At 45.2% G+C, this 18,831-nt stretch carries 20 protein-coding genes and 1 riboswitch; of the genes, 17 read left to right on the top strand and 3 right to left on the bottom strand.

Annotation, left to right across the window (positions count from 1 at the left end):
* Positions 1-102: 102 nt before the first annotated feature.
* The 5 genes from ACQY69_RS12135 to ACQY69_RS12155 all read left to right on the top strand — a co-directional run bounded on the left by ACQY69_RS12135 (position 103) and on the right by ACQY69_RS12155 (position 3,231).
* Entirely contained in the window at positions 103-1,482 is a 1,380-nt protein-coding gene (locus ACQY69_RS12135) for an MATE family efflux transporter (protein WP_428260777.1), read from the top strand.
* Positions 1,482-1,679, top strand: coding sequence for a cysteine-rich KTR domain-containing protein (locus ACQY69_RS12140; protein ID WP_256315617.1), 198 nt, complete (start codon positions 1,482-1,484; stop codon positions 1,677-1,679). The genes ACQY69_RS12135 and ACQY69_RS12140 overlap by 1 nt, the downstream gene beginning before the upstream one ends.
* The gene (locus ACQY69_RS12145; RefSeq protein ID WP_428261059.1) at positions 1,679-2,302 is read left to right on the top strand and encodes a CatB-related O-acetyltransferase; all 624 of its coding nucleotides are present in this window, start codon (positions 1,679-1,681) and stop codon (positions 2,300-2,302) included. The genes ACQY69_RS12140 and ACQY69_RS12145 overlap by 1 nt, the downstream gene beginning before the upstream one ends.
* Positions 2,303-2,591: 289 nt before the next feature.
* Complete coding sequence (locus tag ACQY69_RS12150) at positions 2,592-3,032, top strand: RNA polymerase sigma factor (protein WP_428260778.1); 441 nt, start codon at positions 2,592-2,594, stop codon at positions 3,030-3,032.
* A complete protein-coding gene (locus ACQY69_RS12155; protein WP_428260779.1) occupies positions 3,022-3,231 on the top strand; it encodes a helix-turn-helix domain-containing protein in 210 nt (69 codons plus the stop codon). Before ACQY69_RS12150 ends, ACQY69_RS12155 begins: the two co-directional genes overlap by 11 nt.
* Positions 3,232-3,786: 555 nt before the next feature.
* On the opposite strand, the gene ACQY69_RS12160 is transcribed toward ACQY69_RS12155, so the two are convergent.
* Both ACQY69_RS12160 and ACQY69_RS12165 read right to left on the bottom strand, forming a co-directional pair.
* Complete coding sequence (locus ACQY69_RS12160; protein ID WP_428260780.1) at positions 3,787-5,634, bottom strand: ATP-binding protein; 1,848 nt, start codon at positions 5,632-5,634, stop codon at positions 3,787-3,789.
* A gap of 16 nt (positions 5,635-5,650) precedes the next feature.
* Positions 5,651-6,838 carry an SIR2 family protein gene (locus ACQY69_RS12165; RefSeq protein WP_428260781.1) on the bottom strand — a complete coding sequence of 396 codons (1,188 nt, stop codon included), beginning with the start codon at positions 6,836-6,838 and terminating at the stop codon, positions 5,651-5,653.
* A gap of 496 nt (positions 6,839-7,334) precedes the next feature.
* Here ACQY69_RS12165 and ACQY69_RS12170 point away from each other — a divergent pair, with 496 nt between their 5' ends.
* Genes ACQY69_RS12170 through ACQY69_RS12185 form a run of 4 tightly spaced genes read left to right on the top strand, consistent with a single transcriptional unit; the run spans position 7,335 to position 11,256 of the window.
* Complete coding sequence (locus tag ACQY69_RS12170) at positions 7,335-9,002, top strand: [Fe-Fe] hydrogenase large subunit C-terminal domain-containing protein (RefSeq protein WP_428260782.1); 1,668 nt, start codon at positions 7,335-7,337, stop codon at positions 9,000-9,002.
* On the top strand, positions 8,995-10,182 hold the full coding sequence (locus tag ACQY69_RS12175) for a SpoIIE family protein phosphatase (RefSeq protein WP_428260783.1): 1,188 nt from the start codon (positions 8,995-8,997) through the stop codon (positions 10,180-10,182). The genes ACQY69_RS12170 and ACQY69_RS12175 overlap by 8 nt, the downstream gene beginning before the upstream one ends.
* A gap of 52 nt (positions 10,183-10,234) precedes the next feature.
* Positions 10,235-10,531: a phage holin gene (locus tag ACQY69_RS12180; protein WP_428260784.1), complete on the top strand. Its 297-nt coding sequence runs from the start codon at positions 10,235-10,237 to the stop codon at positions 10,529-10,531.
* Positions 10,531-11,256 carry a peptidoglycan-binding protein gene (locus tag ACQY69_RS12185; RefSeq protein WP_428260785.1) on the top strand — a complete coding sequence of 242 codons (726 nt, stop codon included), beginning with the start codon at positions 10,531-10,533 and terminating at the stop codon, positions 11,254-11,256. Before ACQY69_RS12180 ends, ACQY69_RS12185 begins: the two co-directional genes overlap by 1 nt.
* An 83-nt stretch (positions 11,257-11,339) precedes the next feature.
* Here the strand turns inward: ACQY69_RS12185 and ACQY69_RS12190 are convergent, their stop codons facing one another.
* Complete coding sequence (locus ACQY69_RS12190; RefSeq protein ID WP_428260786.1) at positions 11,340-12,107, bottom strand: Rossmann-like domain-containing protein; 768 nt, start codon at positions 12,105-12,107, stop codon at positions 11,340-11,342.
* A 294-nt stretch (positions 12,108-12,401) separates the two neighbouring features.
* Here ACQY69_RS12190 and ACQY69_RS12195 point away from each other — a divergent pair, with 294 nt between their 5' ends.
* The 8 genes from ACQY69_RS12195 (at position 12,402) to ACQY69_RS12230 (ending at position 18,494) form a co-directional block, all read left to right on the top strand.
* Entirely contained in the window at positions 12,402-13,076 is a 675-nt protein-coding gene (locus tag ACQY69_RS12195) for a transglycosylase domain-containing protein (protein ID WP_428260787.1), read from the top strand.
* 97 nt (positions 13,077-13,173) lie between these two features.
* Positions 13,174-13,401, top strand: coding sequence for a tautomerase family protein (locus tag ACQY69_RS12200; RefSeq protein WP_428260788.1), 228 nt, complete (start codon positions 13,174-13,176; stop codon positions 13,399-13,401).
* Between the two features lie 244 nt (positions 13,402-13,645).
* The gene (gene bsh / locus ACQY69_RS12205; protein ID WP_428260789.1) at positions 13,646-14,623 is read left to right on the top strand and encodes a choloylglycine hydrolase; all 978 of its coding nucleotides are present in this window, start codon (positions 13,646-13,648) and stop codon (positions 14,621-14,623) included.
* 88 nt (positions 14,624-14,711) lie between these two features.
* The gene (locus ACQY69_RS12210; protein ID WP_428260790.1) at positions 14,712-15,758 is read left to right on the top strand and encodes a macro domain-containing protein; all 1,047 of its coding nucleotides are present in this window, start codon (positions 14,712-14,714) and stop codon (positions 15,756-15,758) included.
* 93 nt (positions 15,759-15,851) lie between these two features.
* A complete protein-coding gene (locus tag ACQY69_RS12215) occupies positions 15,852-16,847 on the top strand; it encodes a class II aldolase/adducin family protein (RefSeq protein ID WP_428260791.1) in 996 nt (331 codons plus the stop codon).
* Between the two features lie 81 nt (positions 16,848-16,928).
* Positions 16,929-17,720, top strand: coding sequence for a hypothetical protein (locus tag ACQY69_RS12220; protein WP_428260792.1), 792 nt, complete (start codon positions 16,929-16,931; stop codon positions 17,718-17,720).
* On the top strand, positions 17,717-18,046 hold the full coding sequence (locus ACQY69_RS12225; protein ID WP_428260793.1) for an MGMT family protein: 330 nt from the start codon (positions 17,717-17,719) through the stop codon (positions 18,044-18,046). The genes ACQY69_RS12220 and ACQY69_RS12225 overlap by 4 nt, the downstream gene beginning before the upstream one ends.
* Positions 18,036-18,494 (top strand): macro domain-containing protein, encoded by a 459-nt coding sequence (locus ACQY69_RS12230; RefSeq protein ID WP_428260794.1) that lies wholly within the window; start codon positions 18,036-18,038, stop codon positions 18,492-18,494. The genes ACQY69_RS12225 and ACQY69_RS12230 overlap by 11 nt, the downstream gene beginning before the upstream one ends.
* Positions 18,495-18,598: 104 nt before the next feature.
* A riboswitch (molybdenum cofactor riboswitch) is annotated at positions 18,599-18,722 on the top strand.
* Positions 18,723-18,831 lie beyond the last annotated feature (109 nt).

Here is an 18,831-nt window from a genome sequence, read left to right on the forward strand (position 1 = left end):
TTGGTTGAACCGCCGCTTGCGGAACCGCATGAGCGGTGGTGTGAGAGGTCGGAAATTCCCCAATCAGAGGAATTTCCTCCTACTCGATTGGAGGGAAACAAAATGACAGAAGAACATAGCTTGTTGACGGGAAGTGTGCCAAAAAAGCTGGCCATTTTCGCTTTCCCGTTGCTTTTAGCAAATATACTGCAATCTTTTTATAATGTGGTAGATATGCTTGTGGTCGGACAGATTGTAGGTGATACGGGACTTGCGGCCATTGGTAACGCTTCTAAACTCTGTTACATCATCAACTCAATTTGTATTGGTATGACGATGGGCGGAGCCGTATTGATTGCTCAATACAAAGGAGCAAATGATAAAAAGGGACAGTCGGAGTCTTTTCAGATGTTGGCTCTACTCTCGCTGGTTTCTTCCTTGTTCGTAACGATTGTTAGCTTGGCAACCTATCAACCACTTTTCAAAATGTTAAACGTTCCCGCAGACGCATATCAAGACGCTTGCGACTATATGAAAATAATTTGCTGCGGGACTGTATTCGTCTTTGGATATAATGCGGTTTGCTCTGTATTAAAGGGCCTGGGGGATTCTAAATCTCCACTCTATTTTGTGGGAATTGCTACCATTATCAATGTTGTTTTAGATATTATTTTGGTGGGCCCTTTTGAAATGGGAACAGCGGGAGCAGCTTACGCAACAATCACCGCGCAAGGGATTTCCTTTGTGATTTCGCTATTCTATTTGAAGCGGCACAAAATATTTTTCTCTATGGAAAATCACAGAAAGTTTACGCTCCGATGGGATAAGTTAGCCGCCATTGTAAAAGTCGGTCTGCCTACAGCAATCCAAATGGTTGTAGTCAATACCGCCTATCTACTTGTGGCGGGTATGCTCAATCAGTTTGGCACCGCCGTATCTGCTGCCTCTAATGTGGGATTGCAGATTAACACCTTTGCTGGTATGCCCTGCTGGGCTATTGGACAGGCAGTAACGGCAATGGTAGGCCAGTGTATGGGGGCTGGACAAATCGACCGTGCCCGAAAGGTAGTGAAAATCAGTTTAGTGATGAATGTTGCCGTAACACTTGTTGTCGTAATAGGCGTACAGCTTTTTGCTGACCCATTGATTTTACTTTTCGGCAGCACCAGCCCGGAGGTAGTGAATGATGGAGTTTACTATCTGCGTATCTGTTGCAGCGTCAATAGTCTAATTTATGCCGCCATGTATACCCTGGATTCCTTTGCTATTGGTGTAGGTGCGGCAAATATTGCTATGATTAACGCCTTGCTGGACGCAGTTATCGTGCGTCTGCCTGCAAGTTGGCTCTTGGCTTTTGTGCTTAATATGGGTTTCGCCGGCATTTATTATGGGCAGGCAATTTCTCCAGTACTTCCTGCTATTGTAGGTCTACTTTATTTTGTAAGCAGAAAGTGGGAACGCAAAACACTCATTCAAACAAGCCACAAGGGAGGAAGTCTTTGATGAAACAAATGGTATGGCTGCTATGCCCTGTATGTGGAAATAAGACCAGACTTAAAGTGCGTCAAGATACTGAACTTATCAATTTTCCGCTGTATTGCCCAAAATGCAAACAGGAAACTTTAGTAAACGTCAAAAATACACAACTATCTGTTATTCGGTTGAATAACTTGATTTTTAAGGAGGACAACAAATTATGATGGACAAACAAAAAATATATCCTCGGTCAAAAGACCGAGAAACTGTATATTTGAAAAATGTTATTACCGACCCCAGCATTATTGTGGGGGATTATACTATGTATAACGATTTTGTAAATGATCCTGTTGATTTTCAAAAGAACAACGTTCTCTACCATTATCCTATTAACCATGACAGGTTAATTATCGGCAAATTTTGCTCTATCGCTTGCGGTGCGCGTTTCTTGTTTAACAGTGCCAACCACAGCATGACTTCTCTTGCAACTTATCCATTTCCTATTTTCTTTGAGGAATGGGGGCTTGATGTTAGTCATATAACCGAAGCATGGGACAACAAAGGTGATATTGTTATTGGAAGCGATGTTTGGATTGGATATGAGGCTGTAATTTTTGCCGGAGTTACCATAGGGGTCGGTGCTATTATTGGCACAAGGGCTGTTGTAACAAAAGATGTCCCGCCTTATACCATTGTGGGCGGCGTTCCAGCCAAACCTATCCGAAAACGCTTTCCCGATGAAACAATCTCGGCGTTATTGACAACGCGCTGGTGGGATTGGTCGGAAGAAAAAATTGCTTGTAATCTTGCGGCAATCCAGTCAGGTCATATCGAACAATTCAAGTAAATATTGAAAAGAGCCAGACGCAAAGACGCAGAGCCGATAACACGCAGATAAAAATGCGGTTATCGGCTCTGTTATTTTGTTTGGAGGTATCTATTATGTTGATTGTTATTTCTCATAACTTATGGTCAAAAAAAGCCTTTGCACCTATACGGGATTTTGCGCTTATGAGTATGAACACACAAATCATATAATTATCTCTTATAATTCCTGTTCCCAACGCCCATGTGGTTTTATGCTGCATGGGCGTTGGTTGTTATCACCCTCACTTTGGCAGAAAGGGGGTGAGAAAATGATGAATAGCGAGCAGTATCGGGAGCATATTGAGCATACTTTCAATGCCTTTTGTAAGATTGTGCTTTATCATGCGGCGCTGGGCGTTTACAAGAAACTACGCAAAAAACAGCAGTTTGAAGTGTCCCTTGACTATCTTTGTGAGTTTGATTTTGAGCCTGTTACTACAACAGACGAGCATTTTGTGAAATACGATATGCCTACCACTTTTACCGTTCGCGGGAAAGCGGTCATTGTGGAAAGCGAACAGTTAGCAGCCGCGCTTTCGCGTCTGCCGGAAAAGCGGCGGGAAGTACTGTTTTTGCGGTACTATCTCGGTTACAGTGATACCGAAATTGGAAGGCTGTTTGGAGTTTGCAGAAGCACGATCTTCCGTAGACGAAAAAGGGCATTGCGCTTACTGCGACAAGAAATGGAGGCGTTAGAAAATGAAGAATAGGAAGTACAATTTGCTGCCCTATGAAACGATTGTAAAGGCAGCCGCAGGGGAGTCGGAAGCAGTGAATACAGTTATCCAGCACTACATCGGATACATCAAATATCTGTCTTACTTTCAAGGGTGTATCAACGACGATATTCAAGATTACCTCAAAGCGCAGTTAATGGAAGCCCTGCCCAAGTTCCGCTTTGACAGATGACGAGTAGCAAAGCCAGAAAAAGCCGTCAAGGATAAACTTCATGCTTCGCGTCCTTGACGGCTTTTCCTAACTTTGCTGTTAGTCAGTTAAGAGGGCGCAAACGGATAAACCGCTTGCGCCCTCAAACATAGTATTTATTTTTCCTGTCAGCATGGATATTTAGACGGGCAAAAAGCCTGTATTTATGCGGTTTGCGGAGTGCAGAAACGGAGTAGGAATTATAATATCCCTCGGAAGTGCAAAAATGCTGTTCTATCGTTCCACACAGCATAGAAAAAGCGGGCAAGAAGTTTTTGCCCCCTACCCGCTTTCGTTGAATCCGTATGGTAGCCGTTTATTGGCAGTGTTCTTTGGTAACGCCAATGTGCCTTATCAATTTTTTTATCTTGTTATTTATCCCTATATTCCATGCAAAATCATTTTTCTATTAGGCATCATGGGCATCAAAATCGTAATTATAACTGAAATGACCTCAAAATTATAGGTTTGTCTTTTTTATCGCTTTTTGAAAATGCAAGTTATAACCTTGATTTTTATAACTGCTACTCATGGTAATTATCCATTAGCCCAGATTTCTGATAAATCTACAGTGGAACTCTGAGGCTGCAAGTTTTTCGGTAGCAAATCAACTTGTACTAAAACAGGAAAATTGGATGCGATACCGGTAAAAATACAAGCGCCTTGAGGTAGCACCGAAATCATCTCATACGACGTGTTATCAATAAACGCTACCGCTTTTCCTATCGCACGAATATCTTCATTATTTACTAGGCGATGAATAAAATAATTATGAAGTTGAGAAATGATAGTTTCGGATATATCAGAAGGACGCTGGCTAGAAATTGTAAGAAAAACGCCAAACTTGCGCCCTTCCTTAATTATTTCTTCAAAAGTCTCCAATCGATAATCTTTCCAAGTTTGACTTTCTCTTTCCGAAGCGGTAGATAATATGTTATGTGCTTCATCGATAATAATATGTAAACTCTTTCCTTGATAGTTCTGTTTATGAATATCATAAAAGTGCTTACAAATTATCAGAGGTATTATTTTTTTGAATTCAACATTAACATCGACGAGTGAGTACACAGACAACCAATCGTTAGTAGTATTATCCGAAATAGAAAATAGCTTTTTTACCCTTTTTGAGCGATTTTCATATCTACCAATCAGTGGAGCTATATGTTCTTCATTTATTCGTTGTGAACTGAGTTCTTCCAGGAATTTGAATTTTATTGAAAAGTCAAATAAGGAGTATTCATCAAGTGCACTAAAATTACCGTTAATAAATAGCGCATCCACTATTTCGCTTGTAATTGCTTGGTTGAACTGAGCCTTCGTATCTGGCCATATGGTTCCAGTTGTAGAATCTCGACATAGTATTACCTTTGAGCCTTGATTGCGAGGATATAGAGAATCAAGAATATTGTATGCCTCATCAGTATTACGAAAAAGTATTTGTAGTATATCTTTTATTTGGTTTAGCTGTTTTACAAATAATGTTGGATTTTCATAATAATTATCGAACATTGATGTCAACAAAACCCGAATATAATTCGCAACTGACCCGTTTTCTAAATTGATTTCGCGCAAACGTTTATATAAGGATATTGTTCTATTTAGGAACGGGCGTTGAGTCTTTTCGGTTGCTTCACATATGATCGCCCACATATCAATGTCTTCAAGAAATGCATGGGAAATAGGTATTTTATCTCCATCGTCTGTTCTTGTAGAGAGATTGTATACTCGCTTAGTGTCGTCAAATGCTTTTGTATACTCGCCATTAAAATCAATTAAAATAAATTTGCTTTTTGAGAATCCAGGGGCTGGCTTAAATTTGGAGAAACATTCGGTATATATCTTAGCTAATGTATTAGATTTTCCGCTACCGGTATTGCCAAATATGCCAATGTGACTTGCAAAAAGAGAACTTGCATTTACATATAGTTTTTCTTCCTTGTAGTCATTAATTGCTCCAATACAAATGGATGTCTCTTTTTTTTCACTAAACTCAAATATTTTTTGTACTTCATCATTAGAGAGAATATATGCATCCGAAAAGACAAGCGGAATATCAATTAGCCCTCGCTGAAAGCGACCATTGTTGAGAACACCCATAATACTGACTTCGATAATACGATCAATAGTTGCACTCTCTTTTGTAAAACGCTGTGTATTTATAGAGTTTGTGGGGAATGAAATCTCTTGTATATACTCGCCTTCTATCTTCCCGATAATATTACTAAAGCCTTTTGGTATCTTAAGAAAGCTGCCAACAGATACATTTTTAATAATTTGACCTTGGTAAACTAAAATATTACTGTTTTTATTTTCAAAAACTCTAATTCGTATTTTTTGCCCTCGTACCTCTACCACTTGTCCAATTTTATAGAAATCATTTTGCATAACTATCCCTCATAAACTATGCATGAATACAAGATAATATTTGATTGAAATACTCCAAAGATAATTCTTGTCCTTCAAGGCAAATATAAGTAATGTTGTTGTTCTTGGTTTCCCCAATAAGTCGCTCGTATTTTGCAATGTCTTCCTCTTCGTAACAGGAAATTAGGCATTTCAATGATGGATTAACCATAGACCGCTTTATTAAATCTCGAATGTGTTCATCTCTAAAGGAAAAACCATTTGCAATAAGTAATACATTTTCTTTTTCTAACTCGTTAGAAAAAATTCGTAGTAACTCATAATATGTCTTATTCAATAAAGTATCACTGAACTTCTCTTTTGTCGGATTAACAATTAGAAAAGCGTGTTTGTACGCTTCAAGCATAGAATCAAAGTCTTTATATCTTCCAATTAGAGTATCTAAAAAATTTGATTCAACCATAGCTCTAATTTGTTTTATGGCATCAGATGATGTTGTAGCTGAAAAGTGCTTTTCAATTGGTTCCTCTATAGCGGCATCAAACAAAGGAGTGTATTTCTCATGGAACTTCTGTATAGCAGAATTGTACAACTGGTATTCAAGATTACCTTCAATAATATCCCATGCCCAAGTTACGGAACCGTGTAACTTTACAAGATTAAGTGACGGAATCTCAGCTTTTCTATTTGAAAACACCGCTTGTCTGTAATACGATTTTGTATAATTATCAGTAGAAAACAAAGGCCGTATTCTACCCTCAAAACCATCGTTACATATACACTTTGAATGATCGAAAATTGTTTCAATAATTGGGTCATAATTCGTAGTGAAAATATTAAACTGCCGGTCAAGTACTGGATTACTTCTTTCATTGAAAATACGATAAACTATATTGCCAAATTCTTTATAGGGTGTAAAATCAGCCGAGTATATGTTAACCTTATCAGCGATAGGAGCAATACACTTCTTGAAGAATAGCCAGTAAAGATACGCTGAAATAATGGTCGCCTTTTTTTCTTCATTTTCATTGTGAGCTTTGAATATTCTAAGTTCCTCAAAAACGATTTCATTATTACCCAGCATACCAAGTAATTTTGATGAAAAACCAGCACCAAGCAAAAAGTTTACTCTACAGCCGGAAAACAGATTCTTTAGGCAGCTACTTATATCTTCAGGCATCTCCACCATACTATCTTTTACGCTCAATTTAATTACTTTTTCCATATTTTTACCCCCACAAAAAACATCCTGCCTATTTGGCAGGATGCATATGTTTACCTTGCATAGCTGCCGTTCAAATAATCTTAGAAAGGCTTTGCTGTACAATGTCACTTTTCACTTGTCCAAAGAAAAAGCATTGTAATTTATTATAGCACATTTTTTCATAGTTCTCAACAACAAGCGACAATTAACGGCTATTGAAGCAAGAGTGTAGCTCTTTAGTTTCATACAGCATAAAAAGCGGGGAAGAAGTCATTGACCTCTTCCCCGCTTTCGTGCACCCTGTATGGCAACTGCCCTGTTTTAGTCGTTTGTTGGTATTGTTTTATGAGTAGCTACCCTTAGGCAGCGTTCTTTTTATATTGTTGTGAAATGAACTGTTGTCGGCGATATATCGGTTGTAATCAAAACAGGCATCTGGTACCATAGTGATACTGACATTACTTTAACTGTAAATGTTGGGCAAGTTAGACAGCAATGGAAAACAGAGAAAGAAAGTATGAGAGAAATATTGAGACTGAAGAAAACAAACTGCAAAAACTGCCATAAGTGCATCAGAAACTGTTCTGTGAAATCCATAAGGTTCACGGCGGGGCAGGCACATATCGTCGAGGAAGAGTGTATACTGTGCGGGCGATGCTTCGCGGTCTGTCCTCAGAATGCGAAAGTCATAGCCAGCGATCTGGAGAAAGTAAAGGTGCTGTTGCAGCAGGGGCAGGTTTATGCCAGCGTTGCGCCGTCTTTTGCTGCCAGTTATCCCGGGATAGGTATAGACTCGCTGGAGATGGCATTGAAAAAGCTGGGATTTGCAGGAGCCGAAGAGACCGCCATAGGAGCTACGATAGTGAAAAAGGAATACGAGCGGATACTGGAAGAGGAACGCCCTAATATTTTGGTTTCCTCATGCTGCCCTAGCATAAATTTGATGATGCGAAAGTATTATCAGGATATATTATTTACGTTAGCACCGGTCATCACGCCGGTCCAGGCTCATTGCCGGGATATAAAGCGCCGTCATCCGGACGCGAAAGTGGTTTTTATCGGACCGTGTATCTCGAAAAAAGCTGAAGCAGAGGAAGACAGCTTGATAGATGCAGTCCTGATGTTTGATGAGTTCAATAATTGGCTCAGTGAAGAAGGCATAGAGCTGGAAAAGAGCGAAGACAGACGTGAAGGCGGGAAGGCCAGACTGTTTCCGACAGCAGGAGGCATCATAGAGACTATGGTGAAAAATCCGGGATACACATATTTTGCTGTGGACGGAGTAGAGAAATGTATGGACGTTCTGGAGGAGATCAGGGAGGGCAGCCTGCATCGGTGTTTCATAGAGATGTCGGCGTGCGAGGGAAGCTGCGCCGATGGACCTATCCTGGACAAGATGAAAAATACACCTGCTCAAAACTATCTGCAGGTGGTACGATATGCGAAGAAGCAGGATTTCCTTGTGAATGAGTATGACAGAGAAGATATCCGCGAGATCCATGAACCTATTCCGCAGAAGACGGAGCAGCCATCTGAAGCCGAGATAGAAGCAATGCTGACAAAGATGCATAAGGTATCGGGGCAGAGAGAACTCAACTGCGGTTCATGTGGATATGACACATGTCGTGAGAAGGCCGCAGCTATTATACAGGGAAAGGCCGAGATTTCCATGTGCCTTCCGTATATGCTCAATCGCAACGGGGACTTGTCGGATTCCGTCGTGGTCAATTTCCCGGATGCCGTTATCGTCCTCAACGAGAAGCTGGAGATACAGAGACTCAACACAAAGGCGAAAAAAATACTCAGAGTGATGGATGAAGGAGATGTATTGGGCGAAAACATCGGGCGGCTGCTGGATCCGGAACCTTTCGAAATGGTGATGCTGAAGAAACGCGATATCGTAGATGAACAGGTATATCTGGCAGAGTATGAGCTCTATGTGGAACAGACAATAATGTATGACAGTGAAAGTCGCCAGTTTATCTGTGTCCTGTGCGATATCACGACAGAGATGGATCTTAGAGAAAAAAAGCGGGCCAGTCAGTATCAGGCGATCGAGATAGCTGATGATATGGCCAAGAAACAGCTGAAGATTGTCCAGAGCATAGCCTCTCTGCTGGGCGAGACCACGTCGGATACTCTCGTAGCGTTGGAACGCCTCAAGGAGGTGATATCCAATGACTGAGACGTTTTACGCTGATATAGGATATGGGAGCCTGACGAAGGAGGGAGAGATGATCTGTGGAGATCACGTTGAGCAAGTGGAATGTGAGGACGGCTCTACGGTAGTGGTCCTGGCCGATGGGCTGGGAAGTGGAGTGAAGGCATGCATACTGTCGACTCTCACATCAACGATGCTTTCCAGGATGATAGCCGAAGATCTTCCCATTGCCGATTGTGTCAACGCTGTAGCGGAGGCATTGCCCATCTGTTCGGTGAGGGAGCTGGCATATTCTACATTTACAGTATTGCATATATCGACATCCGGACTTCTCAGTATATTCCAGTATGATAATCCTTCTGCGATATTGCTGAGAGATGGGGCAGAGGTGGAAATACCTTTTTCTTCCTTCATCGTAGGGGACAAGGTCATAGAGTCGGCACGGATGCAGCTGCAAAAAGGCGATGTTATCATCGCTGTCAGTGATGGTGTGGAAAACGCAGGAGTCGCTCATGGCGGAGCCAGTTATGAAGGGAGATGGGGCAGGGCCGATATAGCGGAATATATGGAGCCCATCAGCGTGGTGGGATTTTCCGCGAAGACTATGAATACCATATTGCTTGATGAGTGTTTCAAGAGGTATGTGGCAGAGCCGGGAGACGATACGACTGCGCTGACTATCTGCATAAAAGGAAGGGAGCAGGTCAATGTGCTGATAGGACCGCCTGCCAACATGACGGATAATAAGAAGATGATGTCGCTGTTTTTCTCAAAAAGGGGAAAGCATATCGTATGTGGCGGAACTACAGCCAGTATAGCGGCTGATTATCTTGGCGAGAAGATAGTGGAGGATCCTTATATACAGAGCGATCCGGATGTACCGGCTATGGGAAAGATAAAAGGTGTGGATCTGACCACTGAAGGTGTCCTGACCATTGGCAAAGTCCTGCAGTATGCGGAAGATTATCTGGAAGATAACGGGACTTATGTCCAGTGGTGTTACAGCAGGGACAGCGCGTCATTGATGGCCCGGATACTATTCGAAGAAGCGACTGATATCGATTTTTTTATAGGGAGCGCTGTCAACCCGGCTCATCAGGGAATGGAGGAGACCATTACCTTTTCCACGAAAATGAAGATCATCAATGATCTTAAGAAGTGTCTCAAGAAGATGGGGAAACGAGTACGGAGCACGTACTTCTGACAATCACATAAAACCTCCTGCGGCATATTTTTAATGTAGGAGGTTTTTTATTATGAAAAAGGAAGTGACAAGGTCCATCATCAGATTGATAGTGACGGCCTTTTTATTGATAAACGCTATTCTTACGGCTAAAGGGATAAATCCTATCCCATTTGACGAGTCGGCTGTCACTGAGATGGCGACGCAGATAGCGGCGATCGCAAGTTGCATATGGGTATGGTGGAAAAACAACAATGTGACAGAGAGCGCTCAGTATGCTCAGGAGACTTTGAAAGTACTCAAGAAGGAGCATACGGACGATGGAGAAGCGGGGATATTCGATGACGACGATGAAACGGGGGAACAGTGATGCTTACGGTGAAACAATATCAGAAGAACCTGACTCACTATTATGCTTATTATACCGGGCCGATAGACGGTATAGTAGGGTCGAAGACTGTCGCGGCTATCAAAGCTTTTCAGCGAGGGCACAGTGTCTTTGCTGACGGGATATATGGTGTCGATACCAATGCCAGACTGGTATCGTCGATCAAGTCGCTGCAGGGAAAACTCAGTGTGACGAAAGACGGTATCATAGGACCCGATACCATTGCAGCCATAAAAGCTACACAGCGCAAGTACGGCCTGACGGTAGACGGCATTGCAGGGACCCGGACCATCGCCAAGCTCAATGGCGGTGTCGGAACGGCAGGAAGTTCATCATCTGCTGCGTGGAATGGTTCTTCCCATTTCAGCAAGGCGGAATTCAAGTGCCAATGCGGAGGAAGATATTGTAACGGATATCCTGCCAATGTCAGCAGCAAACTGATCGATATCCTCGAGGCGCTGCGGTCATATTATGGGAAGCCTATAACCATAACATCCGGTTTGAGATGCGCCCGTCATAACGCTAACGTGGGCGGTGTTTCCAATTCCGCCCACAAGTACGGGCGGGCAGCCGACATCTATATCCCGGGGATCTGCGGTACAGCGGCAGGCCGCAGACAGGTGGTGTCGAAGGCTTATTCCCTCGGCGCCGCTTATTCCTATGCCAACACATCAGGGATGGGGAACGTGGTTCATGTCAACGTGTGATGGGGCCATGCATGCACAACTGCCCGGATAAATTGGAGCTCTCGGCGTCTTTCTGGATTTTTCGGGATGCCGGGGGCTGTTTTTTATAGCTTCGCATGACGGAATGAAATATCGTCGTATCTTTTACATGGGGATTTTATCTTAACTTTTTTGCCGAATCGGGAAAAATGTATCTGGCCGCTTCCGATGGCCGGAGCGTTTTTGGCAGTGATGGTGAGCGGCATGTAACCGTTCAATTCCTGTACACCGTATTGGAAGAGAAGTGAGGACATAGGAAAGCTTGGCCCGATTATGATAGGGTATTTGCTCAGATGGATGAGCCTTGGAAGAGTTTTGTTGATAAAAGCAGAACCTGTTATGAAAGTGTAATCCATTTCGGGAAGTATGTATTCGCATGCAGGATCGGGATAATCACCTGGTTCCGGCCTGCGCTCCAGCACATATACATCGGAATCCAAAAGAAACCGTTCCAGATTTATGAAGTGACCTACTATCCCGACCTTCTTACCTGCGGCCAGTTTCCTGTAATCATCGAATCCATTGGTATCATTTTTACATATGCGAGCTGCCGTATTTTCAGGAGAATTTACATACGCATTCAGCGCGGCTGTACCGAAGGAAGCTTTTATGAAATCCCATGACTTGCAAAAAGCTGCGGCTTCTTTCAGTGGCATGTGGAGGAGATGGTTCATATCGGGTATCTGCTTGTTCTGTTCGTTGACCGTTACAGCGATACCAGCGTATTTCCCCGCAGTGACGATGGTCCACATGGGGCCTACGTGGATATAGTCGATACATGCATCCAAATCGTCAGGAATTTGGTTTATTATTCTGTCATAAAATTTCCACATTTAGGACGTCCTTTCTTAAATAAATACCTTTCTTTCACATTATCGTGTCTTTTTTATATTTAATATTTTAACATATTTGGGAATGTGAGAATGTTTTTCGGAAGGGATCCCGCGTTATTAGGAAATATCGGATAGATACCTGCATCTTCTGCTGACAGTCTCATTGTGACAAAAATGTAAGATTGGTGTAAGCCCCAGTCTATTGTGTTGCGACCCATCCCCGCTTATACTGGTGCTGTAAGGAAGATGAAACTTCCGGCAGCACAGTGACAGAAAAGCGGAGGTGGGTTTTTTATGAAATGGTTGAAGCGTATCGTATTGACGGCGGTGATGCTGCTGGCTTTGGGGGCGGCGGCAGTGATATGGCAGGGGTATCAGATGTACAGCGATGCTCTGGCGGAAAAACCGCTGACCGAAGCGGTGGAAGAGATACAGAGCCAATCTCAGTATACGTCTCTTTCGCAGCTGCCGGATATGTATCTGGATGCCGTTGTAGCGGTGGAAGATCACAGGTTCTGGAAGCATCACGGCTTTGACATTATCGCCATCGGCCGTGCCGTGAAGAACAACGTGGTGGCGGGGAGCCTGCAGGAGGGCGGCAGCACCATAACACAGCAGTTGGCTAAGAATATGTATTTTTCACTGGACAAGACCTTTACGAGAAAAGTTGCGGAGACCTTCATGGCTATGAAGATGGAACGGGAATATACCAAGGATGAGATATTGGAAATCTATGTCAATACCATCTATTTCGGGGACGGATACTACGGGATAAGGCAGGCCAGCGAAGGATATTACGGAAAGGAGCCGGCGCAGCTCAGCGATGATGAATGTATTATGCTGGCAGGACTTCCCAATGCGCCTTCCGTCTATTCCCCTTCTGTGAATCCTGAATTAGCTGCGGAGCGTCAGCAGTATGTGGCGGAGCAGATGGAAAAGTACGGATATACCGGAGATGAAGAAAAGTGATCGCGTCGGCTGTGAACGGTAATGGCAGAACTCCGCATTGATTTACGGCTGTCTTTCTGATAGACTGATATAAGAGAATAAAAAGGGAGGTGACGATATGCCATATATAGCTATAAAAGCATATCCGAAGGATGAAAAGACCAAGAAAGAGATCGTCGAGAAGATAAATCAGCTGTTCCTGGAAACATGGGGATGCCCTCAGGAAGCTATCAATATATCCATGGAAGAGGTGGATCCGGCAGACTGGGAGGAAAAGGTGGCTAAGCCGGACATCCAGGCTAATCCGGAGAAAATGATGATGGTCGACGGAAAGAAGACGTATTGACGGATACGGAACGGGAATATGGAGCGGCGATAAAGCAGTGAGATGGAGCATTGCTGTTTGCCGCTCTTTTTTTGAAACAGGCTGAAAACGCCGGAATAAATCACATCTCGCCGGGAATAATCGTTACACCGCCGGCGACGGATGGATTTGGCAGCCCGTGGACGGATCCTGTAAAGAGTTGTTTACAGGGACCCACAGGAGGTCCGGGACAGCCGGAGCAAAGTAGAAAAAAGGAGGGTAAGCCATGTGTACAGCAGTAGTCTACAGGAACGGGAAGACTTATTGCGGAAGGAATTTGGATAATTCCTGTTCGTACGGCGAAGAGATCGTCGTGATGCCGAGAAATTTCCCACTCCGTTTCAGACATGCAGATGAGATGAAGCATCATCATGCAATTGTGGGGACTGCCAGTGTTATGAAGGGCGTTCCGCTGTATTACGACGCGATGAATGAAGAAGGTGTGTGGGCGGCAGGTCTCAATTTCGTTGGAAATGCCATATATAGCAAAGCCTCCGGAGCATCCGGAGAGGTGGCGCATTTCGAGTTCATCCCGTGGATATTGAGTCAGTGCTCTGATATCGAGCAGGTCCGCGGGCTGTTGAAAAAACTGACCATCGTGGATACGCCTTTCGATACCGATGTCCCTCCGGCGCAGCTTCACTGGATAGTGGCTGACCGCAGCGGTGCTTCGATAACTGTTGAGAGTGTGGTAGATGGTCTTCGAGTGTACGATAATCCTGCAGGCGTGCTGACCAATAATCCGCCTTTTCCCATGCAGCTGTCGGGGCTCGGCAGATATATGGCGCTGTCATCTAAGGAACCGGAAAATCTCATGGCACCTCGGATCCCACTCTCCTCTTCCAGTTATGGGACGGGAGCAATAGGACTTCCCGGTGACCTCTCGTCGGAGTCAAGATTCGTGAGAGCCGTCTTCGTGAAGGAAAATTCCGCGGTGACAGATCCGGAGGAGGAAAGCATAGGTCAGTTCTTCCACATATTGGATTCGGTTGCCTTTCCGCAAGGATGCTGCGATTTAGGGAATGGTCTGTATGAAAAGACCATATACAGCAGCTGCTGCAGCTTGGAAAATGGGATATATTACTATACCACCTATGAAAACAGGCAGATAACAGCTGTCGATATGAGTCGGGAAGACATGGAGAATACTCAGCTGGCTCGCTTTGCCATGGAGCGAAAGCAGAGGATATTTTTCCGCAACTGAGTGCCGACACCGCCCTCGGCCGAAGAACAATTGAAGGCGGCGCCGCACTGTGATATAATTTCCATATCAAAAGCAAAGGAGACATGAAATGAACGACAGATATGCAGCCGCGTTGGAACGCGCTTTGTTCAACTGGTATCACAGCGGCGACGGGGCTCCCACAGAGCCGGTGTTCAATGCCCTGAAGGAGGGTCAGACTAACGATATGCAGCTTCTGGTCCCTATCGATATACCAGAAGCGTTGCTGAGACAGCTTTCCAGCCAGGAAAATCTTCAGGAGGGAGTGCGCTTTTCCATAGATGAGGATATGCCTATCAGTTTTAAGCACATACCTGTCGATGAGGAAGGCCGTTACCTGATCCCATTGTTCACCAGCGAGGAACAGATGGAGCTGGGAGAAAGCAGCTCTGCGATAAGCCAGCCTTTCGGCGCGTTGCTGGCAGCTATGGATAAATGGCCTGATTGTGTGGGGTTTGTGATAAACCCTTATTCCGATAAGATATGGGTGAATGAGGCGATACGTGGCAAAATAGCAGGTTTTGAGCCTAAGTCCCATGTCGCCTTCGTAAAGGGGAGCGTGCTGGATATGAAGGTGAGCGCCATCGTCAATTCGGCTCACAGGACTCTTTTGGGAGACAGCATGGTGGATGAGATAATCATGGACGACGCTGACGGCGCTCCGGTAGCAGAGGCTTATCTGTGCAGCGGGGGTCTCAATGGGGCTGTCCACAAGATGGCAGGGCCGGAGCTTTTTGACGAGTGCAGGACGCTGGGTGGCTGTGAGACGGGCGAAGCCAAGGTCACGGGAGCTTATGGCATCGACAACGCCGATTATATAATCCATACGGTTGGTCCGGTCTACGGTGGCGAGGCATCTGATGAGGAGGACAGTAAACTGTTGGAGCGCTGTTATCGCAATGCCCTGGATCTGGCTGTGGAAAAGAAGTGTGACAGCGTGGCGTTTCCGTGCATTTCTGCGGGTGCGGCAGGCTTCCCGTTGGGAAAGTCGGCTATGATCGCTGTCATCACCGTAGTGGAATGGTTCGAGGCCCATCCTGATGTGGTGATGAATGTATATCTCTGCAGCTTTACGGAAAATGAATATAAGAATTATCTCAGGATGATAAAGAGTTGATCTTGTTGTGCTGTATGAACGGCCCCGTGTCATTGCACGGGGCCTGATTTTATTATCGGTCTGCGGTCATGTGTGGGACGAAGGAGATCTTCTATGGATGAAAGAAAGATGAGAAAGGATATAGTGGAGCTGGGAAAGCAGCTGTTGGAACGGGAGCTGGTGGCGAGGACCTGGGGCAATATAAGCGGCCGGCTGGACAGGAGTGAGTGCCTGATAACGCCCAGTGGACTGGATTACAAGAGGATGGAAGAAGCGGATATTGTCCGTCTGGATATATCCACAGGGCAGTGGGAAGGGAACCGGGAACCTTCGAGTGAAAAGCTGATTCACATGGCTGCTTACAGCCGCTTCGAGGATGTGAGATTTGTCGTTCATACTCATCAGAAATATGCCACGGCTTTGGGAATGACGGGATTGGAGTCCATGGATATCAATGAAAGAGAGTGGGAAAGACTGGCGGGCGTAGGGATCGCTGCCTATGGACCGTCAGGCAGCGAAGAGTTGAGAGATGCCGTCGATGATGTGCTCAGGAGCGGCATGGAGACGGTATTGATGATACATCATGGAGCTCTCGTCTGTGGCAGGACCAGGGAACAGGCCATGGAACGTGTGTTGCTCCTGGAACAGGTATGCGGACGTAGTGTGAAAGGGATGGAGGGTGCCGGCGATTACGGCATCGTGAGTATATCGGGAGAGCTTGCTGATGAGCTGAGAGCAGGCTTTTCGAAGGCGGATGTTTTCAGGACGCCGGCTGTCGACATATGCGCGGCTAAAGGAGATGATATATATGCCCAGGTCGACGATATGGCTCAGATGATAGGAGAGCGGATACCTGTTGTCGGAAACACCAATGAGGCTGTTTCTTCCCTTAAGAGGTGGCCGGCAGTGCTGATAAAGGATGTGGGGGCAGTCGTAAGGGCGAAAACGGAGGATGATGTGGAGGCGCTGCGGCTGCTGGTGGACAAGGCATGTATCTGCTGCGTCCATACCCGCACTATGGATATGGAGCTGAAACTGGCAGAATCGGACGTTATCAGGATGCGTCACAAATATGAGGATGATTATGCCAGGAGAAAGGATGAGATGTGACGGGCTATTGCTCCACCGGCCTGTTTTTGGTATAGTTAAATGAAGACGATACGACGAAACCGGAAAACGAGGGGGAATACCATGGATTTTGAAACAGCGATGGAAATGCAAAGGATATGTACTGGAGAAAAACGGGAACTGACCAGAGGTCAGATAGCCGGACAGGTTATAGATGTCAGGAGCCTTACCAGGGGCCTTAAAGCGGAAACTGTCGCCAGGTGTGAGGAATACTATGAGGAGATGAAGCGAGACGGCACGAAAAAACTCTACGATGTGGACTCACTGATGGAAGAGACGGAGTCTGTGAAAGCGCAGTTCGAAGATTTTATGAAAAATTACAAGGCGGACGATATCTTCACCAAACTGTATGACAAGCTCGGCGATTTTTTCCAGGTGCCGCCTTTCGAAGGGCTGGACAGCATCGAATACGGAGTACACGAGGTCTGCGTCTTTTCTGTGCTGGAATATTTCACGTGGAAAAGTCTGCCGGGACATGATCATCAGCTTTGCCGCGGCGAATACAGGGAGAGTATAGCAAGACGGACCTTTGAGGAAGTGGCTGACAAATGGATAGGTGTCTTTGATGAGCTGCAGGAGAGATACGATAAGGTATCAGGCGATATGGATGACGAATACGGCTTGAAGGTGAAGCTGGCAGGATGCTGCATCATATCGGTAACGGCTATAAGAGATCAGGACGCGTTGGCGCTGGACATGGCTCAGGAAGGTGCGGAAGCCAGAGCGAAGGCTATCGTGGAGGCCAGGGAGAGCGACACGTACAAGGAAGGAGAGAGCGTTCTCACGGATAATGTAATAAAGCTGTTTGATTTTGTATATGAGCAGATAAGAGAGAACAGGCAGATAGAACGATGAGCAGTACACTGGATGAAGACCTGATATATGAGATATTATCAGTGGTGGAGGAAATACCGGAAGGTTGCGTCGCTACCTATGGTCAGATAGCCCGGCTGATAGGACGGGAAAAGAATGCCAGACTGGTGGGGAAAGCATTGTCGGTGGCCGGAATATATGGAGAATATCCGTGTCACAGGGTCGTCGATCATGCTGGCAGATTGGTTCCTGGATGGGATGAGCAGAGAGGTCTGCTGATAATGGAAGGAGTCCCTATGAAGGATGAGCGCCATGTGGATATAAAGAAGTGCAGATGGGATGAGAAAGGAGAGCAGTATGGCATTTAAAAAGGTGAAAGGCGACATAACAGAGATGAAGACCGACGCGATCGTCAACGCAGCCAACTCTCAGCTGGCGCGAGGTGGCGGAGTGTGTGGCGCCATATTCAGAGCAGCCGCGTCTGACAAATTGCAGGAGGATTGCAGGAAGCTGGCTCCATGTCCGACAGGTCAGGCAGTGATAACGGACGGATATGGATTGCCGGCCAGATATATCGTCCATACAGTGGGGCCTGTATGGAACGGCGGCGGTAATGGAGAAGAAAAACTGCTGCGCAGCGCTTATACCAGCGCCATGGAACAGGCGTGGAGAAAAGGGTGCCGCTCTATTTCCTTTCCGCTGATATCCGCCGGGATATATGGTTACCCGAAAGATGAGGCCATGAGAGTGGCTGAGGAGGCCATAGAGGAGTTCACAGAGGAGCATGATATGGAAGTATATTTGGTCCTGTTTTAATATTGCAAATATGTATCGCAAATGCAGCAAATTGATATCGAAAAGGTAACATATATAGTTGACTTTTTTAGCCATTTCCTGATAAAATATTATCAACGTGACAGATGAATAAAGAAATCCGAGTCCTGAACTCCTTCGTTTTGGCAAAGCATGGAGACTGGACCGATAGGGTCTGTGTGGAAACATATGGGCCTCCCGTATTAGGAAAGGATGAGTGCCGACTCTGTGAGCGTGCCGCGAAGGGGATATCGCGGGGCGAGATCGCGTTTGATGCTGTTTGATGTTATCGTTATTTACGATCCTTTCCGAGAGACGGAAAGGATTTTTTATTTGTCTC

It is taken from the genome of Gallibacter sp. Marseille-QA0791 (assembly GCF_965119705.1).
Classification (GTDB): domain Bacteria; phylum Bacillota; class Clostridia; order Peptostreptococcales; family Anaerovoracaceae; genus Lentihominibacter; species Lentihominibacter excrementipullorum.